Source organism: Brucella grignonensis (assembly GCF_002252505.1).
GTDB lineage: Bacteria > Pseudomonadota > Alphaproteobacteria > Rhizobiales > Rhizobiaceae > Brucella > Brucella grignonensis.
Genome location: NZ_NNRL01000164.1, coordinates 177,669 through 201,556 on the forward strand (window position 1 = coordinate 177,669; position 23,888 = coordinate 201,556).

Genomic DNA, 23,888 nt, shown 5'->3' on the forward strand with positions numbered 1-23,888 from the left:
GTTATGAAACCGGCAAGTTTGCTTAATTTTTGCCTGATTCTACACACACTCAGTTGATACTCAGGCAATCTCTCTCTTGATCGGTGGTCACGATGCGTCTGTCGCAGTATTTTTTGCCCATTCTGAAAGAAAATCCAAAGGAGGCAGAAATTGTCTCCCATAGGTTGATGTTGCGCGCCGGTATGATCCGGCAGCAGTCGGCAGGCATCTATTCATGGCTCCCGCTTGGTCTGAAGGTCCTCAACAAGGTCTGCAACATCATTCGTGAAGAGCAGAACCGTGCAGGCGCCAACGAAATTCTTATGCCGACGATCCAGTCCGCCGATCTTTGGCGTGAAAGCGGTCGTTACGATGCCTATGGCAAGGAAATGCTGCGCATTCAGGATCGTCAGGAGCGCGAAATGCTCTTCGGGCCGACCAATGAAGAGATGGTTACGGATATTTTCCGTTCTTATGTGCGCTCCTATAAGGACCTGCCGCTCAATCTTTATCATATTCAGTGGAAGTTCCGCGACGAAGTTCGTCCGCGTTTCGGCGTGATGCGCTCGCGCGAGTTTCTGATGAAAGACGCCTATTCGTTCGACCTCGATTATGAGGGCGCGAAAATGGCTTACTACCGTATGTTCGTTTCCTATCTTCGCACTTTCGCCCGCGTCGGCCTGCAGGCGATCCCGATGCGTGCGGATACCGGCCCGATCGGTGGCGATCTTTCGCACGAGTTTATCATTCTTGCAGAAACGGGCGAAAGCCAGGTTTATTGCGATAAGGCTTATCTCGATCTGGCGGTTCCGGGTGCAGATACGGATTTCCGTAATGATGCACAGCTGACGGATATCGTTACGCGCTGGACGACGCCTTATGCGGCAACGGATGAAATGCACGACGAAGCAGAATGGTCGGCGGTGAAAGCCGATGATCAGGTTTCGGCTCGCGGTATTGAAGTTGGTCACATCTTCCATTTTGGCACCAAGTATTCCGAACCAATGGGTGCAAAGGTGCAGGGACCTGATGGCAAGGAACACCTCGTATCGATGGGTTCTTATGGTATTGGCCCATCGCGTCTGGTTGCAGCTGCGATTGAAGCTTCGCACGATGAAGCAGGCATCATCTGGCCAAAGGCGATTGCACCGTTCGGCGTCGGCATTGTCAACATGAAGCCGGGGGACGAAGGTTGTGACGGCGTGAGCGAAAAGCTCTACCAGGCCTTCACCAATGCTGGCCTCGATCCGCTGCTGGATGATACGGACAACCGTCCGGGTTCCAAATTCGCGACCCTTGATCTGATCGGTCTGCCTTATCAGGTGATCGTTGGTCCACGCGGCGTTGCTGCGGGCGAAGTCGAAGTCAAAGATCGCAAGACGGGTGAGCGGCAGAACCTCACTGTAGAAGCGGCAATCAACCTGTTGACGGCTTAAACATGAGCAATGCGGCGGCAGCAAAATCTGACGGCAAGCAGAAGGTATCTAGCAAGGCACCTTCTTCTGGCCCATTCTCAGCCTATGAGCGGATGATCGCATGGCGCTATTTGCGAGCGCGCCGCCGCGAGACGTTTATCTCGGTCATTGCCGGTTTTTCTTTCACTGGCATCATGCTTGGTGTTGCCACGCTCATCATCGTTATGGCGGTGATGAACGGGTTTCGTGCCGAGCTTTTGAACCGCATTCTGGGTATCAATGGCCACCTCATCATGCAGCCGATGGATCGGCCGCTTGATGATTATGCGAGCCTTATTCAGCGCATAGATGGGATCAAAGGCGTCCAGTTCGCCATTCCTGTGGTCGAGGGGCAAGCCCTCGTTCAGGGTAATATCGGTGCTGGCACCGGTGCATTGGTACGTGGTCTTCGCGAAGAGGATCTTGACAAGCTCAAGCTTGTTTCCACGAATGTAAAACAGGGCACATTGAAGGGCTTCGATCAGAGTGGCGGCGTGGCAATCGGCACCCGTATGGCTGAGAATCTTGGCCTTTCGATCGGTGATTCACTGCGCGTTATCTCACCCGATGGTGACGTCACGCCTTTTGGCGTCAATCCACGCGTGAAAGCCTATCCGATTGTTGCAATCTTTGAGATCGGCATGTCGGAATATGATGCGTCAATTGTCATGATGCCGCTTTCAGAGGCGCAGCTTTTCTTCAATCAGGAAGGGAAGGTGCAGTCGCTGGAGATATTCGTCGATAACCCCGACAAGGTGGATGCGATGCGTGCGCCTGTCGAGGAAGTAGCGGCCCGCCAGATTTCTCTGGTGGATTGGCGCCAGCGTAACCAGACTTTCTTCTCGGCGCTACAGGTCGAGCGCAATGTCATGTTCATGATCCTGACGCTGATCGTGCTCGTTGCCGCGCTCAATATCATCTCCGGTCTCATCATGCTTGTGAAGGACAAGGGACACGATATCGCTATCCTGCGCACCATGGGTGCAACGCGTGGCGCGGTGATGCGTATATTCCTTATGACTGGTGCTGCTATTGGTGTGACGGGAACGGTTGCAGGCGTCATCTTAGGTGTTGTGGTGTGCCTCAATGTCGAGCGTCTGCGTGAGTTCTTCTCCTGGCTTTCGGGCACGACATTGTTCAATCCGGAACTTTATTTCCTGAGCACGCTACCTGCGAAGATGGATGTTGGTGAAACATTGTCCGTCATAGCAATGGCTTTGATCCTTTCTTTTATTGCCACCATTTTGCCGGCATGGCGCGCTGCCAAGCTCGATCCGGTCGAAGCCCTGAGGTATGAATAATGGCGGCTGAAGTCATTCTGCGTCTGGAAAATGTCAGCCGCGCCTATAAGGAAGCTGATCGCGAACTCGTTATTCTCAAGGACGCGAACTTTACACTGCGTCGCGGCGAGATGGTTGCGCTCGTTGCACCATCCGGTGCGGGCAAGTCGACTTTGCTGCATACAGCCGGTCTGCTTGAGCGCCCGGACAGCGGCGACGTGATTCTTGATGATCGTTCATGTGGTGGTCTGTCGGAAGACGAGCGCACCGCGGTTCGTCGCAACGATGTCGGCTTTGTCTATCAGTTCCATCATCTGTTGCCGGAATTTTCAGCCCTTGAAAATGTGATGATGCCGCAAATGATCCGTGGCTTGCCGCAGAAGGCAGCATCAGTACGTGCACAGCAGCTGCTCGATTATATGAAGATCGGCAAGCGTGCATCCCATCGTCCGTCAGAGCTTTCCGGTGGTGAGCAGCAGCGCGTCGCGATTGCGCGTGCGGTTGCCAATGCGCCTCTGGTATTGTTGGCCGATGAGCCGACAGGCAATCTCGATCCGACGACATCGTCTTATGTCTTCGGTGCGCTGGAAGCACTTGTGCGTCAGTCGGGCCTTGCAGCTTTGATTGCAACGCATAACCACGAACTGGCCCGCCGTATGGATCGTCGTGTGACGCTTCGCGAAGGCAAGGTCGTCGACGTCTAATCAGCCACATATCAAGGGGCGATGCGCAAAGCGCTCGCGCCTTGATATGTAGACAAAACCTTCCCCTCATATCTCGTTTGCTCAACGCCGGTGGCCATGCCGCTGGTGATCGCACGTTTATTTTTCGTAAACCTTAAATACATGCATCTACAAGAACGGGTGTTGACTTTGGAACAAAAATGGAACAAAAAATAAACATACGTGAACAAAGAGGAGTTATTCCAATGACCGATCTCGTCTACGACGTTTTGTCTTTCGTCTCCGTCAGCCTGTTCGTTGCCACTTTCGCCATCTGGGTAAGTGTAATCTGAAAACGTGATAAGGGTTCTTCTGTGAACCCCGTTGATTGTAACGACCGTCGCTCTGGACTTCGTTGCCGTATTCCCCGAAACTGACGTAGTGGGCGATAAGAGTCGCCCGTTACCGGGTGCAGCTCTCATTGAATGAGACGTGCCCGGACGGCGCTGGAACATGATTTCGCTATCATGGTATGGCAGTGCTTTCAGCTCTGCATAGATCGGGGAAATAGAATGAGTGATACAGCAAGCATTGCAGCGGGCGAGGGCAAGTCGTCACCTCGTTTCGTCCATTTGCGGGTACATTCTGCCTATTCCTTGCTTGAAGGCGCATTGCCGGTCGGCAAGATCATCAAACAGGCGATTGCCGATGAAGCACCGGCCATCGCGATAACTGATAGCAATAATCTTTTTGGTGCCCTGGAATTTGCGCAGAAGGCGTCGAAAGACGGTTTGCAGCCAATTATCGGTTGTCAGCTGGACATAGGGTTTGGCGATCACAACGATAACAGTCGTAGTGCCAATCGGCGATTGGTTCTCGATTTGGCACCTGTCGTTTTGCTCGCTTCGACCGAAAAGGGCTACGCCAATATCGTAAGGCTCGTCAGCCGTGCCTTCCTTGATACGCCGTCGGGCGATCCGGTCCATATCGAAGCAAGCTGGCTGCCGGGCTTGTCCGATGACGTCATTGTACTTTCGGGTGGACAGCTCGGTCCAATCGGACGGGCTTTTGCTGCAGACCGCCCGGACCGTGCAGAAGCACGTCTGGCGTTTTTGAAAGAAGCTTTTGGTAATCGGCTATATGTCGAATTGCAGCGACAATCCGGCTATGACCGTGCGCTTGAGGCGAAGACTGTAGAACTCGCCTATGCGATGGATTTGCCGCTTGTTGCAACCAATGAAGCCTTCTTTCTCAAAGCGGAAGACTTCGAGGCACATGACGCGCTGCTTGCTATCGCCGAAGGGCAAATCCTTTCCAATGATGATCGCCGCCGTCTGACACCGGATCATCATCTCAAAAGCCGCGCAGAAATGGCGGCTCTGTTTGCAGACTTGCCGGAAGCGCTCGAAAACACGATCGAAATTGCCGAGCGTTGCAGCTGGTTCACGCAGACGCGTCAGCCCATTCTGCCGCGCTTTACTGGTGAGTCTGATGATCCAGAGGCAGGTATTCAGGCCGAAGCAGAAGAGCTGGCCCGTCAGGCGCGTGAAGGCCTGAAGATGCGGCTGGAAACTGCCGGTCTTGCCGAAGGATATACGGAAGAACAATATGCTGAACGTCTCGATTACGAGATTGGCATTATCACCCGCATGAAGTTCCCGGGTTACTTCCTGATCGTTGCAGACTTTATCAAATGGGCGAAGTTGCACGGCATTCCAGTGGGGCCGGGACGTGGTTCAGGTGCCGGTTCTCTCGTCGCTTACGCATTGACCATTACGGACGTCGACCCACTGAGGTTTTCGCTGCTGTTCGAGCGCTTTCTTAATCCAGACCGCGTATCGATGCCCGACTTCGATATCGATTTCTGTCAGGATCGTCGTGAAGAAGTCATTCGCTACGTGCAGGAAAAATACGGGCGCGATCAGGTCGCACAGATCATAACTTTCGGAACGCTTCAGGCGCGCGCTGTGCTGCGCGACGTTGGGCGTGTTCTCGAAATGCCTTACGGACAGGTAGACCGTCTCTGCAAGCTGGTGCCGCAAAACCCGGCCAACCCTGTTTCTCTGGCGCAGGCTATTGAGACAGAGCCGAAAATCAATGAAGAGCGTGAGAAAGAACCGGTTGTCGGTCGTCTTCTTGATATGGCGCTGAAACTCGAAGGCCTCTACCGTCACGCCTCTACGCACGCTGCCGGTATCGTGATTGGTGATCGGCCTCTTTCCGAACTCGTGCCAATGTATCGCGACCCGCGTTCGGATATGCCGGTTACGCAGTTCAACATGAAGTGGGTCGAGCAGGCGGGACTGGTCAAATTCGACTTTCTTGGTCTCAAAACGCTCACCGTGCTGGAAACAGCCGTCAAGCTTGTTGCACGTAAAGGCATTGAAATTGACCTTACGCGTCTGCCGTTCGATGACGCACTGACTTATGAAATGCTTTCGCGCGGCGAAACCGTCGGCGTGTTCCAGGTTGAAAGTGCGGGCATGCGCAAGGCGCTGCTCGGCATGCGTCCTGATCGGATCGAAGACATCATTGCGCTTGTAGCGCTTTATCGTCCGGGTCCGATGGAGAACATCCCGACCTATAATGCGCGCAAGAATGGTGAGGAGGAAATCGCCTCCATTCACCCGAAGATCGACGGCCTTATCAAGGAAACGCAGGGCGTTATCGTCTATCAGGAACAGGTTATGCAGATCGCGCAGGTGCTTTCGGGCTATTCGCTCGGTGAAGCTGACCTTCTGCGTCGCGCGATGGGTAAGAAGATCCGTGAGGAGATGGACAAGCAGCGCGTTCGTTTCGTCGATGGTGCGATTGAAGGCGGTGTCGACAAGGCGCAGGCGAATATGATTTTCGACCTGTTGGCCAAGTTCGCTGACTATGGCTTCAATAAGTCTCATGCAGCAGCCTACGCAATCGTGTCTTACCAGACCGCCTACATGAAGGCACACTATCCGGTCGAGTTCCTTGCGGCTTCGATGACCTACGATATGTCCAATGCCGACAAACTTAACGATTTCCGCCGTGAGGCCAATCGTCTGGGTATTGACGTCGTGACGCCATCCGTCATGACTTCCTTCCGCCCGTTTGAAGTTGGCGAAAAAAAGATTTTCTATTCGCTGGCCGCGATTAAAGGCGTTGGCGAAGCGGCAGTGGACCACATCGTCGATGTACGGGCCGAGAAGCCTTTTGAAAGTCTTGAGGATTTCTGCGAGCGTATTGATCCAAAAACTGTCAATCGACGTGTGATGGAAAGCTTGATCAATGCGGGCGCGCTCGATTGCTTCGGACGTGATCGAGCCGCAATGAGCGCGGGCATGGATCGCATCATGGGCTTTGCGCAGCGCACACAGGAAAATGCGGCCAGCGGTCAGTCCGACATTTTCGGTCTTTCGGGAGCGCCGAAGGAACAGTTGATCCTACCACAGGCTGCCCCCTGGTTGCCGTCTGAAAAGCTGCATCGTGAATTTCAGGCGGTGGGCTTTTATCTGTCCGCTCATCCGCTGGACGAATATCGTCAGGTTCTCGATCGTATGCGCGTTCAGAGTTGGGCAGATTTCTCAGCCGCTGTGAAGCGTGGCGCAAATGCGGGACGTCTGGCAGGCACCGTCACCACGCGTCAGGAACGCAAAACGCGCACTGGCAACAAGATGGGTATCGTACAGCTCTCCGATGCCAGTGGTCAGTTTGAGGCCGTACTTTTCTCGGAAGGTCTTGCCCAGTATCGCGATCTTCTCGAAAGCGGTAAATCGGTGGTCATTACGGTCGCCGCTGAAAACCGTCCGGAAGGCATAGGCTTGCGTATCCAGACGGTACAATCGCTGGAGGATGAGGCATGTCGGATGCAGAAGGCGCTCCGCCTATATCTCCGCTCCGCTGAAGCTTTGAAGCACATCGTGCCGCATTTCAATACGCGAGGCGATGGTCAGGTGAGCTTTATCGTGATCAAGGAAGAAGGCCAGCGCGAAGTTGAGATCGAACTTCCGCACCGCTATCGTGTCAGCCCACAGATCGCCAGTGCCATGAAGGCAATTCCCGGTGTCGTGGAAGTCGAACTGGTTTAGAGCGCATCCCGAAAAGTGTGAAACGGTTTTCGGACAAAGATGCGCGTTAAAACAAATATTTAGAGCGCATTTCGATCTGATCCAATCAGATCGAAATGCGCTCTAATAAAAGCCGACCAATGCTGATTGGTCGGCTTTTTCTTCATACAGATGCTTTCAGGTTCAGTGCTTTGCGTATTTTTGGCGCTACATTTGTGTTGAACAGCTCTATCGGTTACGCGCCCCGTCGTAGATGATCTTAGTAAGCAGCGGTAAAACGCTGGCGAATATGCTTACCCTGTTCTGCTTCGTCGACGATTGCAACGGCCAGATCTTCAACCGAGATTTTGCTTTCGCCCTTATCGTCAAAAACAGGCTCGTCTGCACCAAGGCGATATTTGCCTGTGCGTTCGCCAGGCTGGAGAATGATAGCGGGTGAAACGAATGTCCAATCCAGGTCCTTCTCTTCGCGCAGTTCGTTGAGCGCCTGACGCGCGCCAAGCGCACCTTCTTTCCATTCAGCAGGAAACTCAGGGGAATCCACAAGCTGATGGCCATTGATTTCAAGGCTACCTGCGCCGCCAACTGCGATCAGACGCTTCACACCCGCTTTTTTCGCAGCTTCACTGATGGAACGGCTACCTTCGATGTGTTTTTCGCGGATGTTGGCGTCTGCCCAGCCGGGATTGAAAGCGGAAATGATAATGTCGCTGCCTGCAATCTGCTTTGCGAGCGCATCAGTGTCGTACACATCAGTCTTTACAGCGGTAACATTATCGAGTTTCGCAACCTTATCTGTATTGCGGACAAGGGCGGTGACACTGTGGTCGCGTGATGCGGCTTCCTTGAGGACGGCAGCGCCAACAAAACCCGTAGCGCCGATCAGTGCGATTTTAGCCATGAAATTTTCCTTTCAGTTCCAACCAGAGAAGTGATATTTAATAATCAGGTTCTTTATGGTAACTAGGTAGCCGATACGCAGAGCCTTGTGAAGAACGCACTTTTTCATGATTAGGGTACATGGAAGTAACCGCGTTGCTGACAAGAGCGGTCCGCAGGGAATGAAGCTTCGGAAGCGAGCCCAAGGAAACAGAATGACAATCACCACGCGCCCGAATGCCGAAACTCCATTATTGTCGTCGACGGCTGCTTTTCAGTCCGATCTAGAAGGCGAAAGCTTATGTCCAATCCGCGAAGTGCTTGATCGGGTGGGGGATACGTGGAGTATTCTCGTTGTCTTCAACTTGCAAACAGGCTCAATGCGTTTCAACGCACTGCGGCGAGCGATTGAAGGTATTTCCCAGCGGATGCTGACGGTGACCTTGCGTTCGCTTGAACGTGATGGGCTTGTGGCGCGTCATGTTCGTCCGACATCGCCGCCAGAGGTTGAATATTCGCTGACCGAGCTCGGTCATTCTCTGGCGGTACCGATCGATGTGCTTGGGCAGTGGGCAGTCAAGAATCGTAAGGAAATGCGGGAAGCCCGTTCACGCTTTGATGGTGCGGCAGAAGAATAAGGAACCTGATACCGGCGCACTCGTTACTCTCCCAACCAAGGGAGTAAGAACAATGCCAGCAAAATCACAGGCTCAGCAAAAAGCTGCCGGTGCCGCACTGGCCGCCAAATGTGACGAGATCAGGAAAAGCGAGCTGATAGGCGCTTCAAAAGAAATGTTTGAATCTGTGACTGAGAAGGAACTGGAAGGGTTTGTAGAGACCAAGCACAAAGGCCTTCCAGAACACGTCCCAGACAAAAAGAGCAACTGATTGGCATCAGTTGCTCCGATAGGTGGCAAACAACGCCTATTTCGCGCCTTGTCCGGGTGCAAGTTCAATTGCCTTAAGCTTGCCACCAGTTATGCCGCAGCGCAGAGTGATGCTATCCCATTGTGTGCCGCCACTTTTTGTACGGGCTTCACCGGGGACTGAAATAACGGCAGAAACCTTGCTCGCGTCTTTGGCGCTGAATTTCGACGATTTATCATTGATTGTGGCGTCAGCGATATCGTCTTTCGTGAAGCCAAGACGATCATATTTCTTGCTCTTCTTCACGTAGTCATAAGCGCTCGCGATGCAATCAGCCACTTGCGGTGATGCGTGCTGGTCTTTCACCAGCGTCTGATAATTCCCTGTGAAATCCTTTGACCGTTTCGGTACAGCGTCTGCATGGGCCGCCCCCGCGATACCAAGAGTAAAAATTGCAGAAAGTATAATCTGGGTCGATTTCATGGATCGCTTCCTTTGAAAAGCCACCGCGCAACGTGCGGTAAGCAAAATCGATAATGACGATGCTATTAGAAACGTAGATTGGATTTTTTTGTGTTTTCCCCGCCTAGTGTGGTGGATTTGAAGTTCCTATTATTTGTGTTGCATCCACGTTTAGGAACTTCAAATCCGCAAACCACACTACATTCAATATCATACTAGTATGGCTTGGAACCCAAAATTCGTTCAAACGGTTGCTTTATGGTGTGACGAATTCCGGGTTCGCCATACTAGCTCGAGAATATCTCATTGGCAGATTCGGGCAATGCAGGATTTGCCATGACATCCCTGATCCAGATGCATATTTGTGCGGTGGGCAGCGTCGCCGTCGGGGCCGATCACGGTCATGAAAAGCTTACAACTTGCGCCATGCACTGCACGCCAGAAAGCCTTTTCCTTTTCTGATCCATTCCAGCCGCTTTCAAGTTCGGTTTTGGACCCATCCGAGAACTTGAATGACATGATATCGAGCGCATTAGCGAATGCATGTTCAGAAACGCGGCCGGTCGATGCACCATTCACATTACGACATTGATAATCTGATCCGGTACCAATTTCGGTGATCTTGATGCTATCGCCATATACTTTCCTGGCTGCATCTTTGACGTCTTTAGACCATTCAGCGAGTGTTACTGCCATGGCGCAGTTTGTCGTGACCGCATTCGCAAATTTTAAAGGCTCATTCTTGCCAATAGCAGTGAGTGAGAGCGGCGAACGCGCACTGCATTGCAAACCCTCTTCGATCGGGGACAAAATTTTTCCCTCCACGTCGCCTGTCATTAATGCCGGACACGATACCTGATAGATACGCTCGGCCTTTTTGGGTTCAGACTGCTCATCGATAGGCTTGGCTTGTTCTGCAGGCTGTTCTGGCTTTTTTTCCGGCAGTGGTGTTGCATTATTGGCGGACGCAGGCGCGGGAGCCGCCACAGCAGGCTCTTTTGTCTCTTCGCGTGCTGGTGCAGGCGTTGGTACCGGAACGACACTTAATGACGGCAAAGCCTTACTCTGGGTGGAAGAGGCTGCCTTTGATTGCTGGCGCTTGATGTTGCGTTTTTTCTTTGAGCGTTTTTGGGGAGACGGCTGCTTTGTGTTACCGCTCAACACTCTTTCAATGAGGTTCTGTGCATTTGCTATTGCAGGTCCGGTCATGTTTTCGCCCGGGAGTATCGTGACTGCGACGGCGACGAGACAGGTAACAATAATCTTTTGAAAGAAAGAGAAAGAAACGGCCATGTTCACCTCTTTTGACAGCGAGCGCTATCGTCTAATGTCGGAGGGGCGCTTGTCGTTCCTTCACACTTGATGGCAGATCGTTGCATTTGGTCTACACGGGATATTGATACGCATCTGACCCGAAAATCGCTTCGCCCTTTTCGAGACACGCGATAAACGGCTGAAATGGCCGAAAAACAGGGCTTCAGCCTTGACAAGATGACACTGCAATGACTAAAAGCCGCCATCGCTGGAGCCTAAACGCTCCGGCGTTTCATTTGACGTGTCCCGTGGATGAAGTTGCGCTCGCGTGCTTCATCCTGTCAGTCCTTGAAAACCAAGGGCAGAGGAGGGCGCGTTTCCTATCTGTGCCGCAAGGCGCACCAACTTTTTAAAGGAAATGCGATGAGCAAGCGCGAATCCGCTAAGTACAAAATTGATCGCCGTCTTGGCGAAAACATCTGGGGCCGTCCGAAGTCCCCTGTAAACCGTCGTGAATATGGCCCAGGCCAGCACGGTCAGCGCCGCAAGGGCAAGCTGTCCGACTTCGGTGTACAGCTCCGCGCAAAGCAGAAGCTCAAGGGCTTCTACGGCGATATCTCGGAAAAGCAGTTCCGCAAGACCTATGACGAAGCAGCTCGCCGCAAGGGCGATACCGGTGAAAACCTCATCGGTCTGCTCGAATCGCGTCTGGATGCTGTTGTGTACCGCGCAAAGTTCGTTCCAACGATCTTCGCTGCACGCCAGTTCATCAACCACGGCCACGTGAACGTGAACGGTCGCCGCGTCAACATTCAGTCGTTCCGCCTCAAGGCTGGTGACGTTGTTGAAGTTCGCGAAAAGTCGAAGCAGCTCGTCATCGTTCTCGAAGCAGTTGCGCTCGCAGAACGCGACGTTCCTGACTACGTTGAAGTCGATCACAACAAGATGGTTGCGACCTTCGCACGCGTTCCAGTTCTGGGCGACGTTCCATACGCCGTTCAGATGGAACCAAACCTCGTCGTCGAATTCTATTCGCGTTAATTCTGAGCTTCTAGCTCAGTCTGCAGAAATAAATGGTCGCCCTTGGTTCCCCCAAGGGCGGCTTTTTTGTATGTAGATTTAAACCTTCTCTTATTCGTAGGAAGCACCATGAACGCTTTCGATCCAAATATCGCCGAAGATGCCGGAACTGACGGTTGTCATCCACTTTTTCGCGATGTGCCGACTTCGGTTGAATTCAACAAACTGCGCAAACGCCTGTTGCGGCTGACACGTCAGGCTGTTGATGACTTCGCCATGGTAAAGCCCGGCGAACGCTGGATGGTGTGTCTTTCGGGCGGCAAGGATTCTTATGGTCTGCTTGCTTTGTTGCTCGACCTTAAATGGCGTGGCCTGCTGCCGGTCGAACTGCTGGCGGTCAATCTCGATCAGGGACAGCCGAATTTTCCAAAGCACATTCTACCCGATTTCCTAAACAAGTATGGGATCGAGCATCGCATCGAATATCAGGATACCTATTCGATTGTGACAGAGAAGCTGCCTGAAACGAGCACCTATTGCTCGCTTTGTTCGCGCCTGCGTCGTGGCAATCTTTATCGCATCGCGCGGGAAGAAGGCTGCTCTGCAATCGTTCTCGGGCACCACCGCGAAGACATTCTCGAGACCTTCTTTATGAACTTGTTTCATGGTGGTCGCCTTGCCGCGATGCCGCCAAAGCTTCTTAATGATGAAGGCGATCTGATGGTATTCCGTCCGCTTGCTTATGCGGCTGAGGAAGATCTCGAGAAATTTGCCACGGCAATGCAATTTCCAATCATTCCGTGCGATCTGTGCGGCAGTCAGGAAGGTCTTCAGCGCAATGCAATGAAGGCGATGCTGACTGATATCGAAAAGCGCATGCCCGGCCGCAAGGATACGATGATCCGCGCCATGACCAACGTGCGCCCAAGCCATCTGTTGGATCGCAGGCTGTTTGATTTCGTAAGTTTGATGGCAAGTGGTGATACGGAGAATGATCGTGCAATTTGATGAAAAGCAGATCGATTGGCTGGCGGATCTTCTGGCAGAAGCCGCGAATGAAGAAATCATGCCGCGTTTTCGGCAACTGGGGCAGGGTGATATTCGTCAGAAAACCTCTCCTGCGGATCTCGTTACTGAAGCTGATGTAAACGCAGAGCGCTATATCACTGCGCGCCTCAACGAACGCTTCCCTAACGCGTTGATTGTTGGCGAAGAAGCTTGCTCCGATGACGAAACACTGTTGAATGGCCTTGGCGACGCGGACCTCGCATTCACTATCGATCCTGTCGACGGCACCTTTAACTTCGCGTCAGGCGTTCCGCTCTTTGGTGTGATGCTGGCAGTTGTATCGAAGGGTGAAACGGTTGCCGGCATTATCTACGATCCGGTTGGCAAGGACTGGATACTGGCTGCAAAAGGCGGAGGTAGTCATATCCGCTATGCGAATGGTTCCACGAGACCTGTGAGCGTGGCAGAAGCTGCGGATATATCGCAGATGACGGGATCGGTTTCCTGGCAATATACAGCGGAGCCGGTGCGGTCACGTCTTGCACGCAATCACACGAAGTTTCTGTCACAGATCGGCTATCGCTGCGCTGCACACGAATATCGCATTATCGCAACCGGTGGCGCGCATTTTGCGGTCTATAACAAGCTGATGCCATGGGATCATCTTCCGGGCGCACTTATTCATCAAGAAGCAGGCGGATATCTCGCGCGCTGGGATGAAAGCCCGTATCTGCCGTCACATACTGGTGGCGGTATACTGGTCGCGCCCGACAAGGAAAGCTGGAACGCGATCCACAAAACCCTCTTTGCAGAATAGAAGAAAGCCCGCTTTTGGCGGGCTTTTTGATTAGATCGGCTTGTTGTGCGGCTTGAACATTTTGCCACGTTCGGCAATCAAAACGCAAATGAATGCGATGAAACCCAAGACACAATAGCCAGCGGCAACGGGTGTGGTTGTTCCATCAAAAGACTGCCCGATAACGGCACCAAGTGCCGCACCGATAACTGTTTGCGCGAAGCCCAGAACCGAAGAGGCTGTACCGGCAACTTCACCGAGCGGTTCCATGGCCAGCGCATTGAAGTTGGCTGTCACGAGGCTGAATGAGAACATGATGGTCATGTAGATCGTCATCAGCATCCAGAACGGCACAGGACTTGTCATTGTTATTGAAAGCACAACCCAAAGCAGGCTGAAGCCGACGAATACCAGCAACATTGTCTGTGAAATGCGACGCATTCCGTAACGTCCGACAAGGCGCGAATTGAGGAAAGATGCAAGCGCAAGCGTCATAGCCACGGCTGCAAACGCCAGTGGGAACATGGTGCCGAGTTGGTATATGCCAACGAAAATCTGCTGCGCCGAGTTGATATAGCCAAACAACGCACCGAGGATGAAAGACGTACCGAGCATATAGAAGAGGGCAACCCGGTTGGAGAGGACGATTCCGAAGCCTCCAATGATGCTCTTCACTGTAAGCGGGCGGCGGTGATCGACGGGCAGAGTTTCTGGCAGGCGAATATAGGCCCATATGGCGACAATCGCTGCCATTACAGCCATTGAAAGGAAGATCAGGTGCCATTCGCCAAACAGCATGATCAGCTGTCCTGTGGCAGGCGCAATGACTGGCAGGATCATGAAAACCATCATGACAAGCGACATGACTTCCGCCATCTGGCGCCCGGCAAAACGATCACGTACGACGGAAACGGCAATGACACGGGTTGCTGCGGCACCCAGTCCCTGCAGCACGCGCAGGACAATAAGCGTCGTAAAATCGGTGGCAACCGCGGCTCCAAGAGCTGCGAGAATATAGATAGCCAGACCGCCGAAAAGTGGTAGTCGCCGACCAAAGCGATCGCTCAGTGGACCATAAAACAGTTGCGAGACACCAAAGCCCAGCAGATAGGCTGTGATGACAAATTGCGCGTGGTTTTCGGTGAGAACCCCAAGGCTAGCTCCGATCTGTGGCAGACCGGGCAACATGATATCAACTGCGAGCGCATTGATTGCCATGATTGCTGCAATAAGAGCAATAAATTCGGTGCGTCCGCGCATGGATGCTTTCTGGTCCGGCGAACCGTTCCTGATGTCTAGCGGCATGACTCGTATTCCTTGGCATAATTCGGTGCCACGTGCGGAGCAGGCGGCGCAAGATCGGAGATTTCAAAAGCAAGTCTGGCGGGCGAGAGCCGCTTAGCCCGAATATCAGGCCAATATAAAAGGCGCCAACAATCGGCGCCTTTTAGAATAAAAGGGAGGCAAAAGCCGTATGAGGGGAAATTAATCCTCAAGCAGCCTTGGTGGCAATGCCTTTATCAGCAAAAAGTGTCTGCAATTCGTTTGATTGGAACATTTCGCGTACGATGTCACAACCACCAATGAATTCGCCCTTTACATAAAGCTGAGGGACGGTTGGCCAGTTGGAGTAGTCCTTGATGCCTTGGCGGATTTCGTCGGAGGCAAGAACGTTCACGCCCTTATAATCGACGCCGAGATAGTCGAGAATTTGTACGACCTGACCGGAGAAACCACACTGCGGGAAGCCTGGTGTGCCCTTCATGAACAGCACGACGTCGTTGGTCTTCACTTCATTGTCGATAAAATCGCTGATTCCGGTCATTTCAATTCCTTTCAGGATGCCGGTTCAAGTCCCGGCCCGCGTAGGGAGAGGTTCTACCTCAATATAGTAAGCTGGGCTTTGGTAACCACCCTCTGGAGGTGAAAGCAAGTCAAATTAGCGCGAAAATAGGTTGCTTTGGGGGCAACATCTTGCCGCAGGAAGAAAATTACCGCCTCCAACCGTCACTTACGATGCTGTTCTGACGTATTCCATACTCAGATAGTTTCTCTCGCAAGCATAACAATCAGAGGCGGCGTACTTCACTTATTCCGGTACGCTGGTCTGAAGAGCGAGCGCATGAAGCACGCCGCCCATATTACCCTTGAGGGCATCATAAACCATCTGGTGCTGCTGCACGCGTGACTTGCCGCGGAAACTTTCCGCAACAACTTCAGCAGCATAATGATCTCCGTCTCCGGCAAGGTCGCGGATCGTAACCTTTGCGCCGGGAATACCTTCGCGTATCAGTTTTTCGATCTCATGAGCGTCCATAGCCATGCAAAATCTCCTGCCTTTTCGGGCTTCTTCTTGTTTGTCTCGAATCGTAACACATCATCGTTATACGTTAACGCCAATCTGTCTAACTTTTAAATCATAGACAAGCAAACGCCCGGCGCAGTGTTCCCGGCCGGGCGTCAATTGGTAACAGTTCCAACCGATAACGATTAGTTGTCGACCGCAGCTTCACCGCTCATGAAGTCCGGGAACCAGCCTTCAAAAGCCTTGCTGAGATCAGCAACAGTGACGTCAACGGTGCCAGCGAATTGCAGGCGATCACCGCCAACGGTTCCGAGTACGCGGAATGGAATTCCGGCGCCTTCGGCGTTCAATGCAATGAGTTTTGCCATTTCAGGCGTCGCGGCAATAACATAGCGCGCCTGATCTTCACCGAAGAGCACTGCATGAGGCAAGCCGTCACCCGCATCAAGCACAGCACCCTTGCCGGATTTGATCGCCATTTCTGCAACTGCGACTGCAAGACCGCCGTCGGACAAATCATGGCATGCCGTAACCTGACCATTGCGGATGGCTGAGCGAACAAACTCACCGTTGCGTTTTTCAAACGCAAGATCGACTGTCGGCGCAGGACCATCAGCACGGTCGAACAGATCGCGCAGATAGATGGACTGGCCGAGATGCGTACCGTCCACACCAAGAAGAACCAGCGTGTCGCCGTCCTGCATACCGCCAATCTTAGCCATCTGTGACCAATCGGGGATCAGGCCAACGCCAGCAATGGTCGGTGTTGGCAGGATCGCCTGACCATTTGTTTCGTTATAGAGCGAGACATTGCCGGATACGATCGGGAAGTCGAGTGCACGGCAGGCTTCGCCAATGCCTTCGATAGCCTTGACGAGCTGACCCATGATTTCTGGCTTTTCGGGGTTGCCGAAGTTGAGATTGTCGGTCGATGCAAGTGGCTCAGCGCCAGTCGCGGTAATGTTGCGCCAGCATTCGGCCACGGCCTGCTTGCCGCCTTCAAAAGGATCAGCTTCGCAATAGCGCGGAGTGACGTCAGACGAGAAGGCCAGAGCCTTTGTGTCGTGACCTTCAACGCGGATCACACCGGCATCGCCACCAGGGATTTGCAGCGAGTTGCCTTGAATGAGCGTGTCATACTGTTCGTAAACCCAGCGGCGCGACGAACCATCCGGCGAACCGATGAGCTTGAGCAGCGCATCCGAATAGTCTTCAACCTGTGGTACGTTGCTGGCAGGCAGCGGTGCGTGCTTGCCCGGTTCCATCCACGGACGATCATATTCGGGAGCCTCGTCACCGAGTTCCTTGATCGGCAGATTGGCGACTTCTTCGCCCTGATGAATAACACGGAAGCGCAGATCGTCGGTTGTCTTGCCGACGATCGCGAAATCGAGGCCCCATTTGCGGAAGATTGCCTGAGCTTCTTCTTCCATTTCCGGCTTGAGCACCATGAGCATACGCTCCTGGCTTTCAGACAGCATCATTTCATAAGCCGTCATGTTCACTTCGCGAACCGGAACGTGGTCGAGAATGAGTTCGATACCAAGATCACCCTTGGCACCCATTTCAACAGCAGAACAGGTGAGGCCTGCTGCGCCCATATCCTGAATGGCGATAACCGCGCCCGAAGCCATCAGCTCAAGGCAGGCTTCCAGAAGGCACTTTTCAGTAAACGGATCGCCAACCTGAACGGTAGGACGTTTTTCTTCAATAGATTCGTCGAACTCAGCGGACGCCATGGTAGCGCCGCCAACACCATCGCGGCCCGTCTTGGCGCCGAGATAGACGACCGGCAGGCCAACGCCCTTGGCTTCCGACAGAAAGATGCCATCATGCTTGGCAAGGCCAGCAGCGAATGCATTGACGAGAATATTGCCGTTATAGCGCTTATCGAAGTTCACTTCGCCGCCAACGGTCGGAACGCCGAAAGCATTGCCATAACCGCCAACGCCGGACACGACGCCCGATACGAGGTGGCGGGTCTTTGGATGGTCGGGCTCACCAAAACGCAGCGCATTCATTGCGGCGACCGGGCGCGCACCCATGGTGAATACGTCACGCAGAATGCCGCCAACGCCAGTTGCTGCGCCCTGATAAGGTTCGATGTAAGACGGGTGGTTGTGGCTTTCCATCTTGAAGACGACACAATCGCCATCGCCAATGTCGACAACGCCAGCATTTTCGCCAGGACCCTGGATAACGCGCGGGCCGGTTGTCGGGAGTGTGCGAAGCCACTTCTTCGACGACTTGTAGGAACAATGTTCATTCCACATCGCCGAGAAAATGCCGAGTTCCGTGAAGCTCGGTTCGCGTCCGATCAGGTCGAGAATACGCTGATATTCGTCCGGCTTGAGGCCGTGGGCAGAGATAAGTTCCGGCGTGATGTCGCGCTTATTGGAAATAGTCATTGAGCTGAGGGACCCCGTGGCAGGCTGCGGTACCCGAAAACTTCTGCCGAAGGGCGGACACCTAAGGTTTCAAGGGGCCTCTTTAACCTAACTCTGTCAGAAGCGCGACAGGAAAATGCCGATTTCCCGGCTCAAATGCTGCCTTCATAGCCCACTTGTTCATTTTCCAGCAGCTGGCGCAAAGTTGTGAAGCCATTTTCGACCAGAGCACGGTCTGTTGGCGAAGAAAACGCAATGCGAACCCGGTGGTGCGTCCGATCAATACGCCCGGCTTTGAACTCGTCTTCGTCATCGATCAGTAGCCCGTTTTCATAGGCGGCCGCTTTGAATGTGCTTGTTAGCCAGGGTTCCGGTAGTTTCAACCACAGGATTGGCACGTGAGGCGAAGAAACGAAGTCATAACCGGCAAAGATTTTGCGGGCCAGTTGCTCCCGCCACTCGATTTCAGCGGAACATTTGTCCAGCAATGCTGTAGCCTGTCCGGAAAGCACCATCTGAGCGGTCGTTTCAGCAAGCAGAAACGAAACGCCCCCCGTCATCAGCTTGTGCGTGACACGCAAACGCTGCGCACAATGCGGAGGGCAGGCGACCCAGCCGCAGCGCAAGCCGGCAGTCACAGCCTTTGAAAGACTGCCCAACAGGAATGTGCGTTCCGGTGCAATATCGGCAATTTTTGGGATATTTGACCGGGTCATAACCCCATATGTGTCATCTTCAATGAGCCAGACATTGTGCCGTGCTGCGATATTGGCTATCGCCACTCGGCGCTCATAGGGCATGGTCGCAAGCGTTGGATTGTGGATGCTTGGCATGAGAAATGCCATTGTCGGGTGCTGCTGGTTGCAGACCCGCTCAAACTCTTCCGGGATCATGCCATATTTGTCGCTTGCAGCAATCGCGACGCGGCGTCCGGCAATTTTCACGGACCGGCTCACTTGTGTGTAAGTGAGATCTTCAAAAACAATCCTGTCGCCGGGCGAGGTGAAAGCCGTAATCGCCGCAATTGCACCAGCATGAGCACCATTTGTGATCACGATGTTGCTTGCGTCGGCAGGCGCGTTCTCCTGATTGAGCCATTGCTTTCCGGCTTCAAGCCAGTGTTGCGGGAAATGCCGCGTATAATTGACGACCTCGTGAGGAAAATTGCGAATGACGGAGGCGATAAGCGGCTCAAGCACTGCGTTCTGTCCAACATCTGGTGCAGCAGTCGTATCGAAGCGCCCTTTATCGAGCGGAGCATCCTGAACGCGCGTGCCCGCAATGCCGTCACTTGAATAGGCTGAAGGCGCATTCTTGCGATCCTGGCTGCCCAGCACATAAGTGCCGCGTCCGACTTCGCCGGTTACAAGTCCGCGCTCATGCGCGAGGGCATAGGCTCGTCCTATTGTACCGATTGTCACCTTGAGATCAAAAGCGAGATTGCGCTGCGGCGGCAGCTTCTGCCCGGCAGGCAGTGCGCCATCTACAATCGCTTCCTCAATGGCATTAGCCAATTGAAGATAGAGGGGGCCGGATTTGGAGGTAAGGTCTGGGAGCCAATTTGTCATGGTCACAATATAAGCATTGTATCTGTATTTGAGTCAATTGTATTTATGTCTTCAAGCACCAAATCGGTGCAAAACGGTGATAAAGGCCAGAAATGAAGGCTGTTTGCTATGACATATGTGTCAATCAAGCACGATGATATAGATACAATTGATACAATGCAGGAGCGAGAAAGCGCTATTTCTTATACGCAGCGCTCGTTCTGGCAGAATTTCGCTGATTGGTGCTCTCTGCGTCTGATGTTGCGCCGTAGCCGAATTCAGTTGATGGATCTGACCGACGAACAACTCCGGGATATTGGCATCACACGGATCGACGCGGACAAGGAAGCGCGGAAAGTGCGCTTTCATATTCGTTAGCGCAGTTTCGGAAAAAATGGGAACCAGCTTTCCCTTTGAAAGCGTGGTTCCCAGGATTCAGTATTGGGTGAAACTGATCAAATTTATCGACTGGGGTCAGCAGTCTTTTTGGCCAGATGCCCAGCGATTGATATCTTTGGCGATGCGATCGCCATGTGCCTGTTGCATCATCGGACCAAAAGCCTCGATCCGGGCAGGGTTGCCCTGTGCCTGGACAACAAGCAACGGCCGCCCTGCCAGATTGCGTGAAGGAACCACGAGAAAACGTGGGCGCCCGGTAAATGAGTTGAGTTCGGGCGCAAGTGTATAGCCGCGGAAGTCCTTATCCTTGGATTTGAACCAGCAGCTGTTTGCCCCGAGAGCAATGCGCTCCATGGTCGGGAGCGCAGCCTTACTGGAATCGATGGAAACGGGGCCAGGTGCAGATTTTGGAGTACAAGCTGCAAACAGTGCAAGCGCTGGAAGTGCTACAAGCGCAATGGTCTTATTCTTCAAGGACGACTCCATCGGAACGTTTTCGGCAAAGCCATCAGACGACTGGCTTGCCGATAAACGCATAGAAATAAAGTGTTAAAGCGCCTCCCTAAAGAGTACGCCTTCTACTGGGTGGGATAACTCAGGCAAGCTGCGGCATGAAAGCCTTCAACCCGTCACTCATCTCATTCCATATGAGTTCGAACGCAGGGTCTTGCTTTGCTTTCACCGCATATGTGTCGAATTTTGGGTAAGCCGCCAGCAAATCATCTTTCCCCGAAAGCTTTTTGAGCGGCTCCATGAGAAAGCGTACAGGGACCAGCCATGCATCGGCAAGCGTTGGCGCGTCGTTGAGTGCAAAATCGTGATCGGTAAGGCGCGATTCAACCACGTTAAGACCTCTGTGCAGCTTGGTGAAAAGCCGCTCGATGGTGGCCTCATCCCTTTCAGGCTTGCTCTGAAGAATGAAGAGTTTCATCGCAGGGCCGAGAACTTCAAGTTCCGCTACACGCGCCAGAAGGCGGATCAACGCACGCTCGCGCGGGCTGCCGGGTAGAACGGGCATGTCCGGGAAATGATCTTCCAGATATTCCGCTATAACGGCTGCTTCAAATAATGTCTCTCCAGAGCCGGTTATCAGCACAGGGACACGCTTCAAAGGTGTCACATGAACGAAGTCTTCGGGAAACGGATAGGGAAGACTAATTGGTTTGAACGGGAGTTCCTTGAGATAAAGAACACCGCGTACAAAAGCGGAATAGGGGGAGAGTGGGCGTGAATATAGCTGCATCGATATCGTTCCCCGATTCGGTTTATTCAGGAAGTATCTGATGATCAAGCTGCCACGATTTTGCGCAGGATGCTAGGCCTTGAGAAAGTGGTTCTCATTTGCTGGCTCAATTGAAATGCTGAGTTTCAGGCAATAAAAAATGACCTCCGTTTTGCAACGAAGGCCATTTTATCTGTTTATCAATGCTGTATTGCTTAGGCAGCGATACCGAGTGCACCTGCAAAAAGTGCACGGCCATCATCGCCGCCATGTGCACCTTCAATCAGATTTTCAGGATGCGGCATCATGCCAAGAACGTTGCCGCGCGCGTTCACAATACCTGCAATATCATTGACCGAGCCGTTCGGGTTGGTGCCTTCCGCATAACGGAACACGACCTGACCTTCACCTTCGATACGCTTTAGTGTTTCTGCATCGGCAAAATAGTTGCCGTCATGGTGCGCAACCGGGCAACGGATGATCTGGCCTGGCTGATAGCCGCGTGTGAACGAGGTGTTCGCATTGCTGACTTCTAGCTTCACTTCGCGGCAGACAAACTTCAGCGAAGTGTTGCGCATCAAAGCACCGGGCAGCATTCCGGCTTCAACGAGAATCTGGAAGCCATTGCAAACGCCGATCACCATCACCCCTTTATCGGCCTTCTCGCGAATGGCCTGCATTACCGGCATACGCGCTGCAATTGCACCGCAACGCAGGTAATCGCCATAAGAGAAACCGCCGGGAATCAGGATCAGGTCGACATCATCGGGTATGCTGGTGTCTGTCTGCCATACGGTGATTGGTGCCTGGCCGGAAATCTTGGTGATGGCCGCAATCATGTCGCGGTCACGGTTGAGGCCCGGAAGAAGAACGACTGCTGCTTTCATGGCGTTTTACGTCTCTTTGAATTTGAGTGCCCTTCAAACCCGCTGCGAAGCGGCCTGAAGGCGCGCAAAAAACTATATTTAAGCCGCAGCGCGTCAGGCGATGACGATTGCGTAATCTTCAATAACCGTGTTGGCGAGCAGCTTCTCGCACATGGCCTTGATTTCGGCTTCAGCTTTCGCCTTGTCCGAGCCTTCGAGTTCGAGATCGAAGACCTTGCCCTGACGGGCGGAATTGATGCCTTCGAAGCCCAGGCTGCCGAGCGCGCCGACAATAGCTTTGCCCTGCGGGTCGAGAACGCCGTTTTTCAGTGTAACGGTGACGCGTGCCTTGATCACTCTGTAGTTCCTGCTGATTTAATGTAACAACAATGAAAACAGCCCGGAACGCGAGTTACCGGGCTGTGCGGATCTTTACTTCACAAGCGTAGGGCCGGAAGGACGGGGCGTGTCGTTCTCGTTCATGATGCCGAGACGGCGCGCGACTTCCTGATAGGCCTCAACCAGCCCGCCCATATCGCGGCGGAAGCGGTCCTTATCGAGCTTGTCATTTGTGTTGACATCCCAAAGGCGTGCCGAGTCTGGCGAAATTTCGTCGGCAACAACGATACGCATCATGTCGCCTTCAAACAGACGCCCGCATTCCATCTTGAAATCAACAAGCTGGATGCCGATGCCCAGGAACAGACCGGTGAGGAAGTCGTTGACGCGAATGGCAAGAGCCATGATGTCGTCGATTTCCTGCGGGCTGGCCCAGCCGAAAGCGGTGATGTGCTCTTCGGTGACCATTGGGTCATCAAGCGCGTCCGCCTTGTAATAGAACTCGATGATCGAGCGTGGCAGAACAGTGCCTTCTTCGAGGCCCAGGCGCTTGGACATAGAACCTGCGGCTACGTTGCGAACAACAACCTCAAGCGGGATGATCTCGACTTCCTTGATCAGCTGCTCACGCATGTTGAGGCGGCGGATAAAGTGGGTCGGAATACCAATGCGATTAAGCTGGGTGAAAATGTGCTCGGAGATGCGGTTATTCAACACGCCTTTTCCGTCAACAACTTCATGCTTCTTCGCGTTGAACGCGGTTGCGTCATCTTTGAAGAACTGGACAAGAGTACCGGGTTCAGGGCCTTCATAAAGAATCTTGGCCTTGCCCTCGTAAATACGGCGGCGACGGTTCATGGCTTTTCTCGGATTTCCAAAAATGTGATGATCGGCTTTTGCCGCTATTCTCGCGGGCTACGTATAGCAATTGTGGGCTTTTAACAATCCTGCTTTGTACCCGTTCCCCCGTTTTAAGCGTTTCAGAGCCAGATAAATCAATAAAGTGATTTTTGGCTCTTGTATAATCTTGCGCCCCTTGCCAGCTTTAGGCAAGAGAACGGATGACGATCTCACATAACTTAGAGCGCATCCCGAAAAGTGCGAAACGGTTTTCGGAAAAGA

At 53.0% G+C, this 23,888-nt stretch carries 23 protein-coding genes; 10 read left to right on the forward strand and 13 right to left on the reverse strand.

What is annotated here, in order from left to right:
- The first annotated feature begins 92 nt into the window (after positions 1-92).
- The 4 genes from proS (at position 93) to dnaE (ending at position 7,436) form a co-directional block, all read left to right on the forward strand.
- Entirely contained in the window at positions 93-1,415 is a 1,323-nt protein-coding gene (gene proS, locus CEV33_RS18745) for a proline--tRNA ligase (protein ID WP_094541914.1), read from the forward strand.
- Positions 1,416-1,417: 2 nt separating this feature from the next.
- Complete coding sequence (locus tag CEV33_RS18750; protein ID WP_094541915.1) at positions 1,418-2,734, forward strand: lipoprotein-releasing ABC transporter permease subunit; 1,317 nt, start codon at positions 1,418-1,420, stop codon at positions 2,732-2,734.
- Positions 2,734-3,417 (forward strand): ABC transporter ATP-binding protein, encoded by a 684-nt coding sequence (locus tag CEV33_RS18755; protein ID WP_094541916.1) that lies wholly within the window; start codon positions 2,734-2,736, stop codon positions 3,415-3,417. The genes CEV33_RS18750 and CEV33_RS18755 overlap by 1 nt, the downstream gene beginning before the upstream one ends.
- Before the next feature lie 530 nt (positions 3,418-3,947).
- Positions 3,948-7,436: a DNA polymerase III subunit alpha gene (gene dnaE, locus CEV33_RS18760; RefSeq protein WP_094541917.1), complete on the forward strand. Its 3,489-nt coding sequence runs from the start codon at positions 3,948-3,950 to the stop codon at positions 7,434-7,436.
- A gap of 238 nt (positions 7,437-7,674) precedes the next feature.
- On the opposite strand, the gene CEV33_RS18765 is transcribed toward dnaE, so the two are convergent.
- Positions 7,675-8,316, reverse strand: a complete 642-nt coding sequence (locus CEV33_RS18765) for an NAD(P)-dependent oxidoreductase (RefSeq protein WP_094541918.1) — start codon at positions 8,314-8,316, stop codon at positions 7,675-7,677.
- Between the two features lie 193 nt (positions 8,317-8,509).
- Here CEV33_RS18765 and CEV33_RS18770 point away from each other — a divergent pair, with 193 nt between their 5' ends.
- Complete coding sequence (locus CEV33_RS18770) at positions 8,510-8,932, forward strand: winged helix-turn-helix transcriptional regulator (protein WP_094541919.1); 423 nt, start codon at positions 8,510-8,512, stop codon at positions 8,930-8,932.
- A 52-nt stretch (positions 8,933-8,984) separates the two neighbouring features.
- A complete protein-coding gene (locus CEV33_RS18775; protein WP_094542078.1) occupies positions 8,985-9,182 on the forward strand; it encodes a DUF3008 family protein in 198 nt (65 codons plus the stop codon).
- 36 nt (positions 9,183-9,218) lie between these two features.
- Here CEV33_RS18775 and bspC read toward each other — a convergent pair whose 3' ends face one another.
- Both bspC and CEV33_RS18785 read right to left on the reverse strand, forming a co-directional pair.
- Positions 9,219-9,644, reverse strand: coding sequence for a type IV secretion system effector BspC (bspC, locus tag CEV33_RS18780; protein WP_094541920.1), 426 nt, complete (start codon positions 9,642-9,644; stop codon positions 9,219-9,221).
- A 282-nt stretch (positions 9,645-9,926) separates the two neighbouring features.
- Positions 9,927-10,916, reverse strand: coding sequence for an extensin-like domain-containing protein (locus tag CEV33_RS18785; RefSeq protein WP_094541921.1), 990 nt, complete (start codon positions 10,914-10,916; stop codon positions 9,927-9,929).
- Positions 10,917-11,300: 384 nt separating this feature from the next.
- Between CEV33_RS18785 and rpsD the strand changes: the two genes are divergently transcribed.
- From rpsD to CEV33_RS18800, 3 genes are all read left to right on the forward strand, one after another.
- Positions 11,301-11,918 (forward strand): 30S ribosomal protein S4, encoded by a 618-nt coding sequence (gene rpsD, locus CEV33_RS18790; RefSeq protein WP_094541922.1) that lies wholly within the window; start codon positions 11,301-11,303, stop codon positions 11,916-11,918.
- 108 nt (positions 11,919-12,026) lie between these two features.
- The gene (gene ttcA / locus CEV33_RS18795; RefSeq protein ID WP_094541923.1) at positions 12,027-12,905 is read left to right on the forward strand and encodes a tRNA 2-thiocytidine(32) synthetase TtcA; all 879 of its coding nucleotides are present in this window, start codon (positions 12,027-12,029) and stop codon (positions 12,903-12,905) included.
- Positions 12,889-13,722 carry an inositol monophosphatase family protein gene (locus CEV33_RS18800; RefSeq protein ID WP_374816540.1) on the forward strand — a complete coding sequence of 278 codons (834 nt, stop codon included), beginning with the start codon at positions 12,889-12,891 and terminating at the stop codon, positions 13,720-13,722. The genes ttcA and CEV33_RS18800 overlap by 17 nt, the downstream gene beginning before the upstream one ends.
- Positions 13,723-13,752: 30 nt before the next feature.
- On the opposite strand, the gene CEV33_RS18805 is transcribed toward CEV33_RS18800, so the two are convergent.
- The 5 genes from CEV33_RS18805 to CEV33_RS18825 form a co-directional block, all read right to left on the reverse strand.
- Complete coding sequence (locus CEV33_RS18805; protein ID WP_094541925.1) at positions 13,753-15,006, reverse strand: multidrug effflux MFS transporter; 1,254 nt, start codon at positions 15,004-15,006, stop codon at positions 13,753-13,755.
- 187 nt (positions 15,007-15,193) lie between these two features.
- Positions 15,194-15,526: a Grx4 family monothiol glutaredoxin gene (grxD, locus tag CEV33_RS18810; RefSeq protein ID WP_094541926.1), complete on the reverse strand. Its 333-nt coding sequence runs from the start codon at positions 15,524-15,526 to the stop codon at positions 15,194-15,196.
- Positions 15,527-15,790: 264 nt separating this feature from the next.
- Positions 15,791-16,024 carry a BolA/IbaG family iron-sulfur metabolism protein gene (locus CEV33_RS18815; protein ID WP_007874594.1) on the reverse strand — a complete coding sequence of 78 codons (234 nt, stop codon included), beginning with the start codon at positions 16,022-16,024 and terminating at the stop codon, positions 15,791-15,793.
- 167 nt (positions 16,025-16,191) lie between these two features.
- Positions 16,192-18,414, reverse strand: coding sequence for a phosphoribosylformylglycinamidine synthase subunit PurL (purL, locus tag CEV33_RS18820; protein WP_094541927.1), 2,223 nt, complete (start codon positions 18,412-18,414; stop codon positions 16,192-16,194).
- 131 nt (positions 18,415-18,545) lie between these two features.
- Positions 18,546-19,961: an aminotransferase-like domain-containing protein gene (locus tag CEV33_RS18825; RefSeq protein ID WP_094541928.1), complete on the reverse strand. Its 1,416-nt coding sequence runs from the start codon at positions 19,959-19,961 to the stop codon at positions 18,546-18,548.
- A 108-nt stretch (positions 19,962-20,069) separates the two neighbouring features.
- On the opposite strand from CEV33_RS18825, the gene CEV33_RS18830 reads away from it, so the two are divergent.
- Complete coding sequence (locus tag CEV33_RS18830) at positions 20,070-20,318, forward strand: DUF1127 domain-containing protein (RefSeq protein ID WP_094541929.1); 249 nt, start codon at positions 20,070-20,072, stop codon at positions 20,316-20,318.
- A 96-nt stretch (positions 20,319-20,414) separates the two neighbouring features.
- Here the strand turns inward: CEV33_RS18830 and CEV33_RS18835 are convergent, their stop codons facing one another.
- From CEV33_RS18835 to purC, 5 genes are all read right to left on the reverse strand, one after another.
- Positions 20,415-20,813, reverse strand: coding sequence for a hypothetical protein (locus CEV33_RS18835; RefSeq protein ID WP_094542079.1), 399 nt, complete (start codon positions 20,811-20,813; stop codon positions 20,415-20,417).
- 121 nt (positions 20,814-20,934) lie between these two features.
- Positions 20,935-21,582, reverse strand: coding sequence for a glutathione S-transferase family protein (locus CEV33_RS18840; protein ID WP_094541930.1), 648 nt, complete (start codon positions 21,580-21,582; stop codon positions 20,935-20,937).
- Positions 21,583-21,776: 194 nt separating this feature from the next.
- Positions 21,777-22,448, reverse strand: coding sequence for a phosphoribosylformylglycinamidine synthase subunit PurQ (gene purQ, locus CEV33_RS18845; protein WP_094541931.1), 672 nt, complete (start codon positions 22,446-22,448; stop codon positions 21,777-21,779).
- 93 nt (positions 22,449-22,541) lie between these two features.
- Complete coding sequence (gene purS, locus CEV33_RS18850; RefSeq protein WP_079211779.1) at positions 22,542-22,784, reverse strand: phosphoribosylformylglycinamidine synthase subunit PurS; 243 nt, start codon at positions 22,782-22,784, stop codon at positions 22,542-22,544.
- Between the two features lie 75 nt (positions 22,785-22,859).
- Positions 22,860-23,624 carry a phosphoribosylaminoimidazolesuccinocarboxamide synthase gene (gene purC, locus CEV33_RS18855; RefSeq protein ID WP_007874627.1) on the reverse strand — a complete coding sequence of 255 codons (765 nt, stop codon included), beginning with the start codon at positions 23,622-23,624 and terminating at the stop codon, positions 22,860-22,862.
- Positions 23,625-23,888 lie beyond the last annotated feature (264 nt).

Excerpts from the sequence above, each read along its gene's own strand:
- CEV33_RS18825 (WP_094541928.1), bottom strand. The coding sequence starts at position 19,961 with ATGACAAATTGGCTCCCAGACCTTACCTCCAAATCCGGCCCCCTCTAT.
- dnaE (WP_094541917.1), top strand. The coding sequence starts at position 3,948 with ATGAGTGATACAGCAAGCATTGCAGCGGGCGAGGGCAAGTCGTCACCT.
- CEV33_RS18805 (WP_094541925.1), bottom strand. The coding sequence starts at position 15,006 with ATGCCGCTAGACATCAGGAACGGTTCGCCGGACCAGAAAGCATCCATG.
- proS (WP_094541914.1), top strand. The coding sequence starts at position 93 with ATGCGTCTGTCGCAGTATTTTTTGCCCATTCTGAAAGAAAATCCAAAG.
- bspC (WP_094541920.1), bottom strand. The coding sequence starts at position 9,644 with ATGAAATCGACCCAGATTATACTTTCTGCAATTTTTACTCTTGGTATC.
- CEV33_RS18840 (WP_094541930.1), bottom strand. The coding sequence starts at position 21,582 with ATGCAGCTATATTCACGCCCACTCTCCCCCTATTCCGCTTTTGTACGC.
- CEV33_RS18765 (WP_094541918.1), bottom strand. The coding sequence starts at position 8,316 with ATGGCTAAAATCGCACTGATCGGCGCTACGGGTTTTGTTGGCGCTGCC.
- CEV33_RS18775 (WP_094542078.1), top strand. The coding sequence starts at position 8,985 with ATGCCAGCAAAATCACAGGCTCAGCAAAAAGCTGCCGGTGCCGCACTG.
- rpsD (WP_094541922.1), top strand. The coding sequence starts at position 11,301 with ATGAGCAAGCGCGAATCCGCTAAGTACAAAATTGATCGCCGTCTTGGC.
- ttcA (WP_094541923.1), top strand. The coding sequence starts at position 12,027 with ATGAACGCTTTCGATCCAAATATCGCCGAAGATGCCGGAACTGACGGT.
- CEV33_RS18770 (WP_094541919.1), top strand. The coding sequence starts at position 8,510 with ATGACAATCACCACGCGCCCGAATGCCGAAACTCCATTATTGTCGTCG.
- purL (WP_094541927.1), bottom strand. The coding sequence starts at position 18,414 with ATGACTATTTCCAATAAGCGCGACATCACGCCGGAACTTATCTCTGCC.
- CEV33_RS18755 (WP_094541916.1), top strand. The coding sequence starts at position 2,734 with ATGGCGGCTGAAGTCATTCTGCGTCTGGAAAATGTCAGCCGCGCCTAT.
- purC (WP_007874627.1), bottom strand. The coding sequence starts at position 23,624 with ATGAACCGTCGCCGCCGTATTTACGAGGGCAAGGCCAAGATTCTTTAT.
- CEV33_RS18815 (WP_007874594.1), bottom strand. The coding sequence starts at position 16,024 with ATGGCTATGGACGCTCATGAGATCGAAAAACTGATACGCGAAGGTATT.
- CEV33_RS18830 (WP_094541929.1), top strand. The coding sequence starts at position 20,070 with ATGACATATGTGTCAATCAAGCACGATGATATAGATACAATTGATACA.
- CEV33_RS18750 (WP_094541915.1), top strand. The coding sequence starts at position 1,418 with ATGAGCAATGCGGCGGCAGCAAAATCTGACGGCAAGCAGAAGGTATCT.
- grxD (WP_094541926.1), bottom strand. The coding sequence starts at position 15,526 with ATGACCGGAATCAGCGATTTTATCGACAATGAAGTGAAGACCAACGAC.
- CEV33_RS18785 (WP_094541921.1), bottom strand. The coding sequence starts at position 10,916 with ATGGCCGTTTCTTTCTCTTTCTTTCAAAAGATTATTGTTACCTGTCTC.
- purQ (WP_094541931.1), bottom strand. The coding sequence starts at position 22,448 with ATGAAAGCAGCAGTCGTTCTTCTTCCGGGCCTCAACCGTGACCGCGAC.
- CEV33_RS18800 (WP_374816540.1), top strand. The coding sequence starts at position 12,889 with ATGATCGTGCAATTTGATGAAAAGCAGATCGATTGGCTGGCGGATCTT.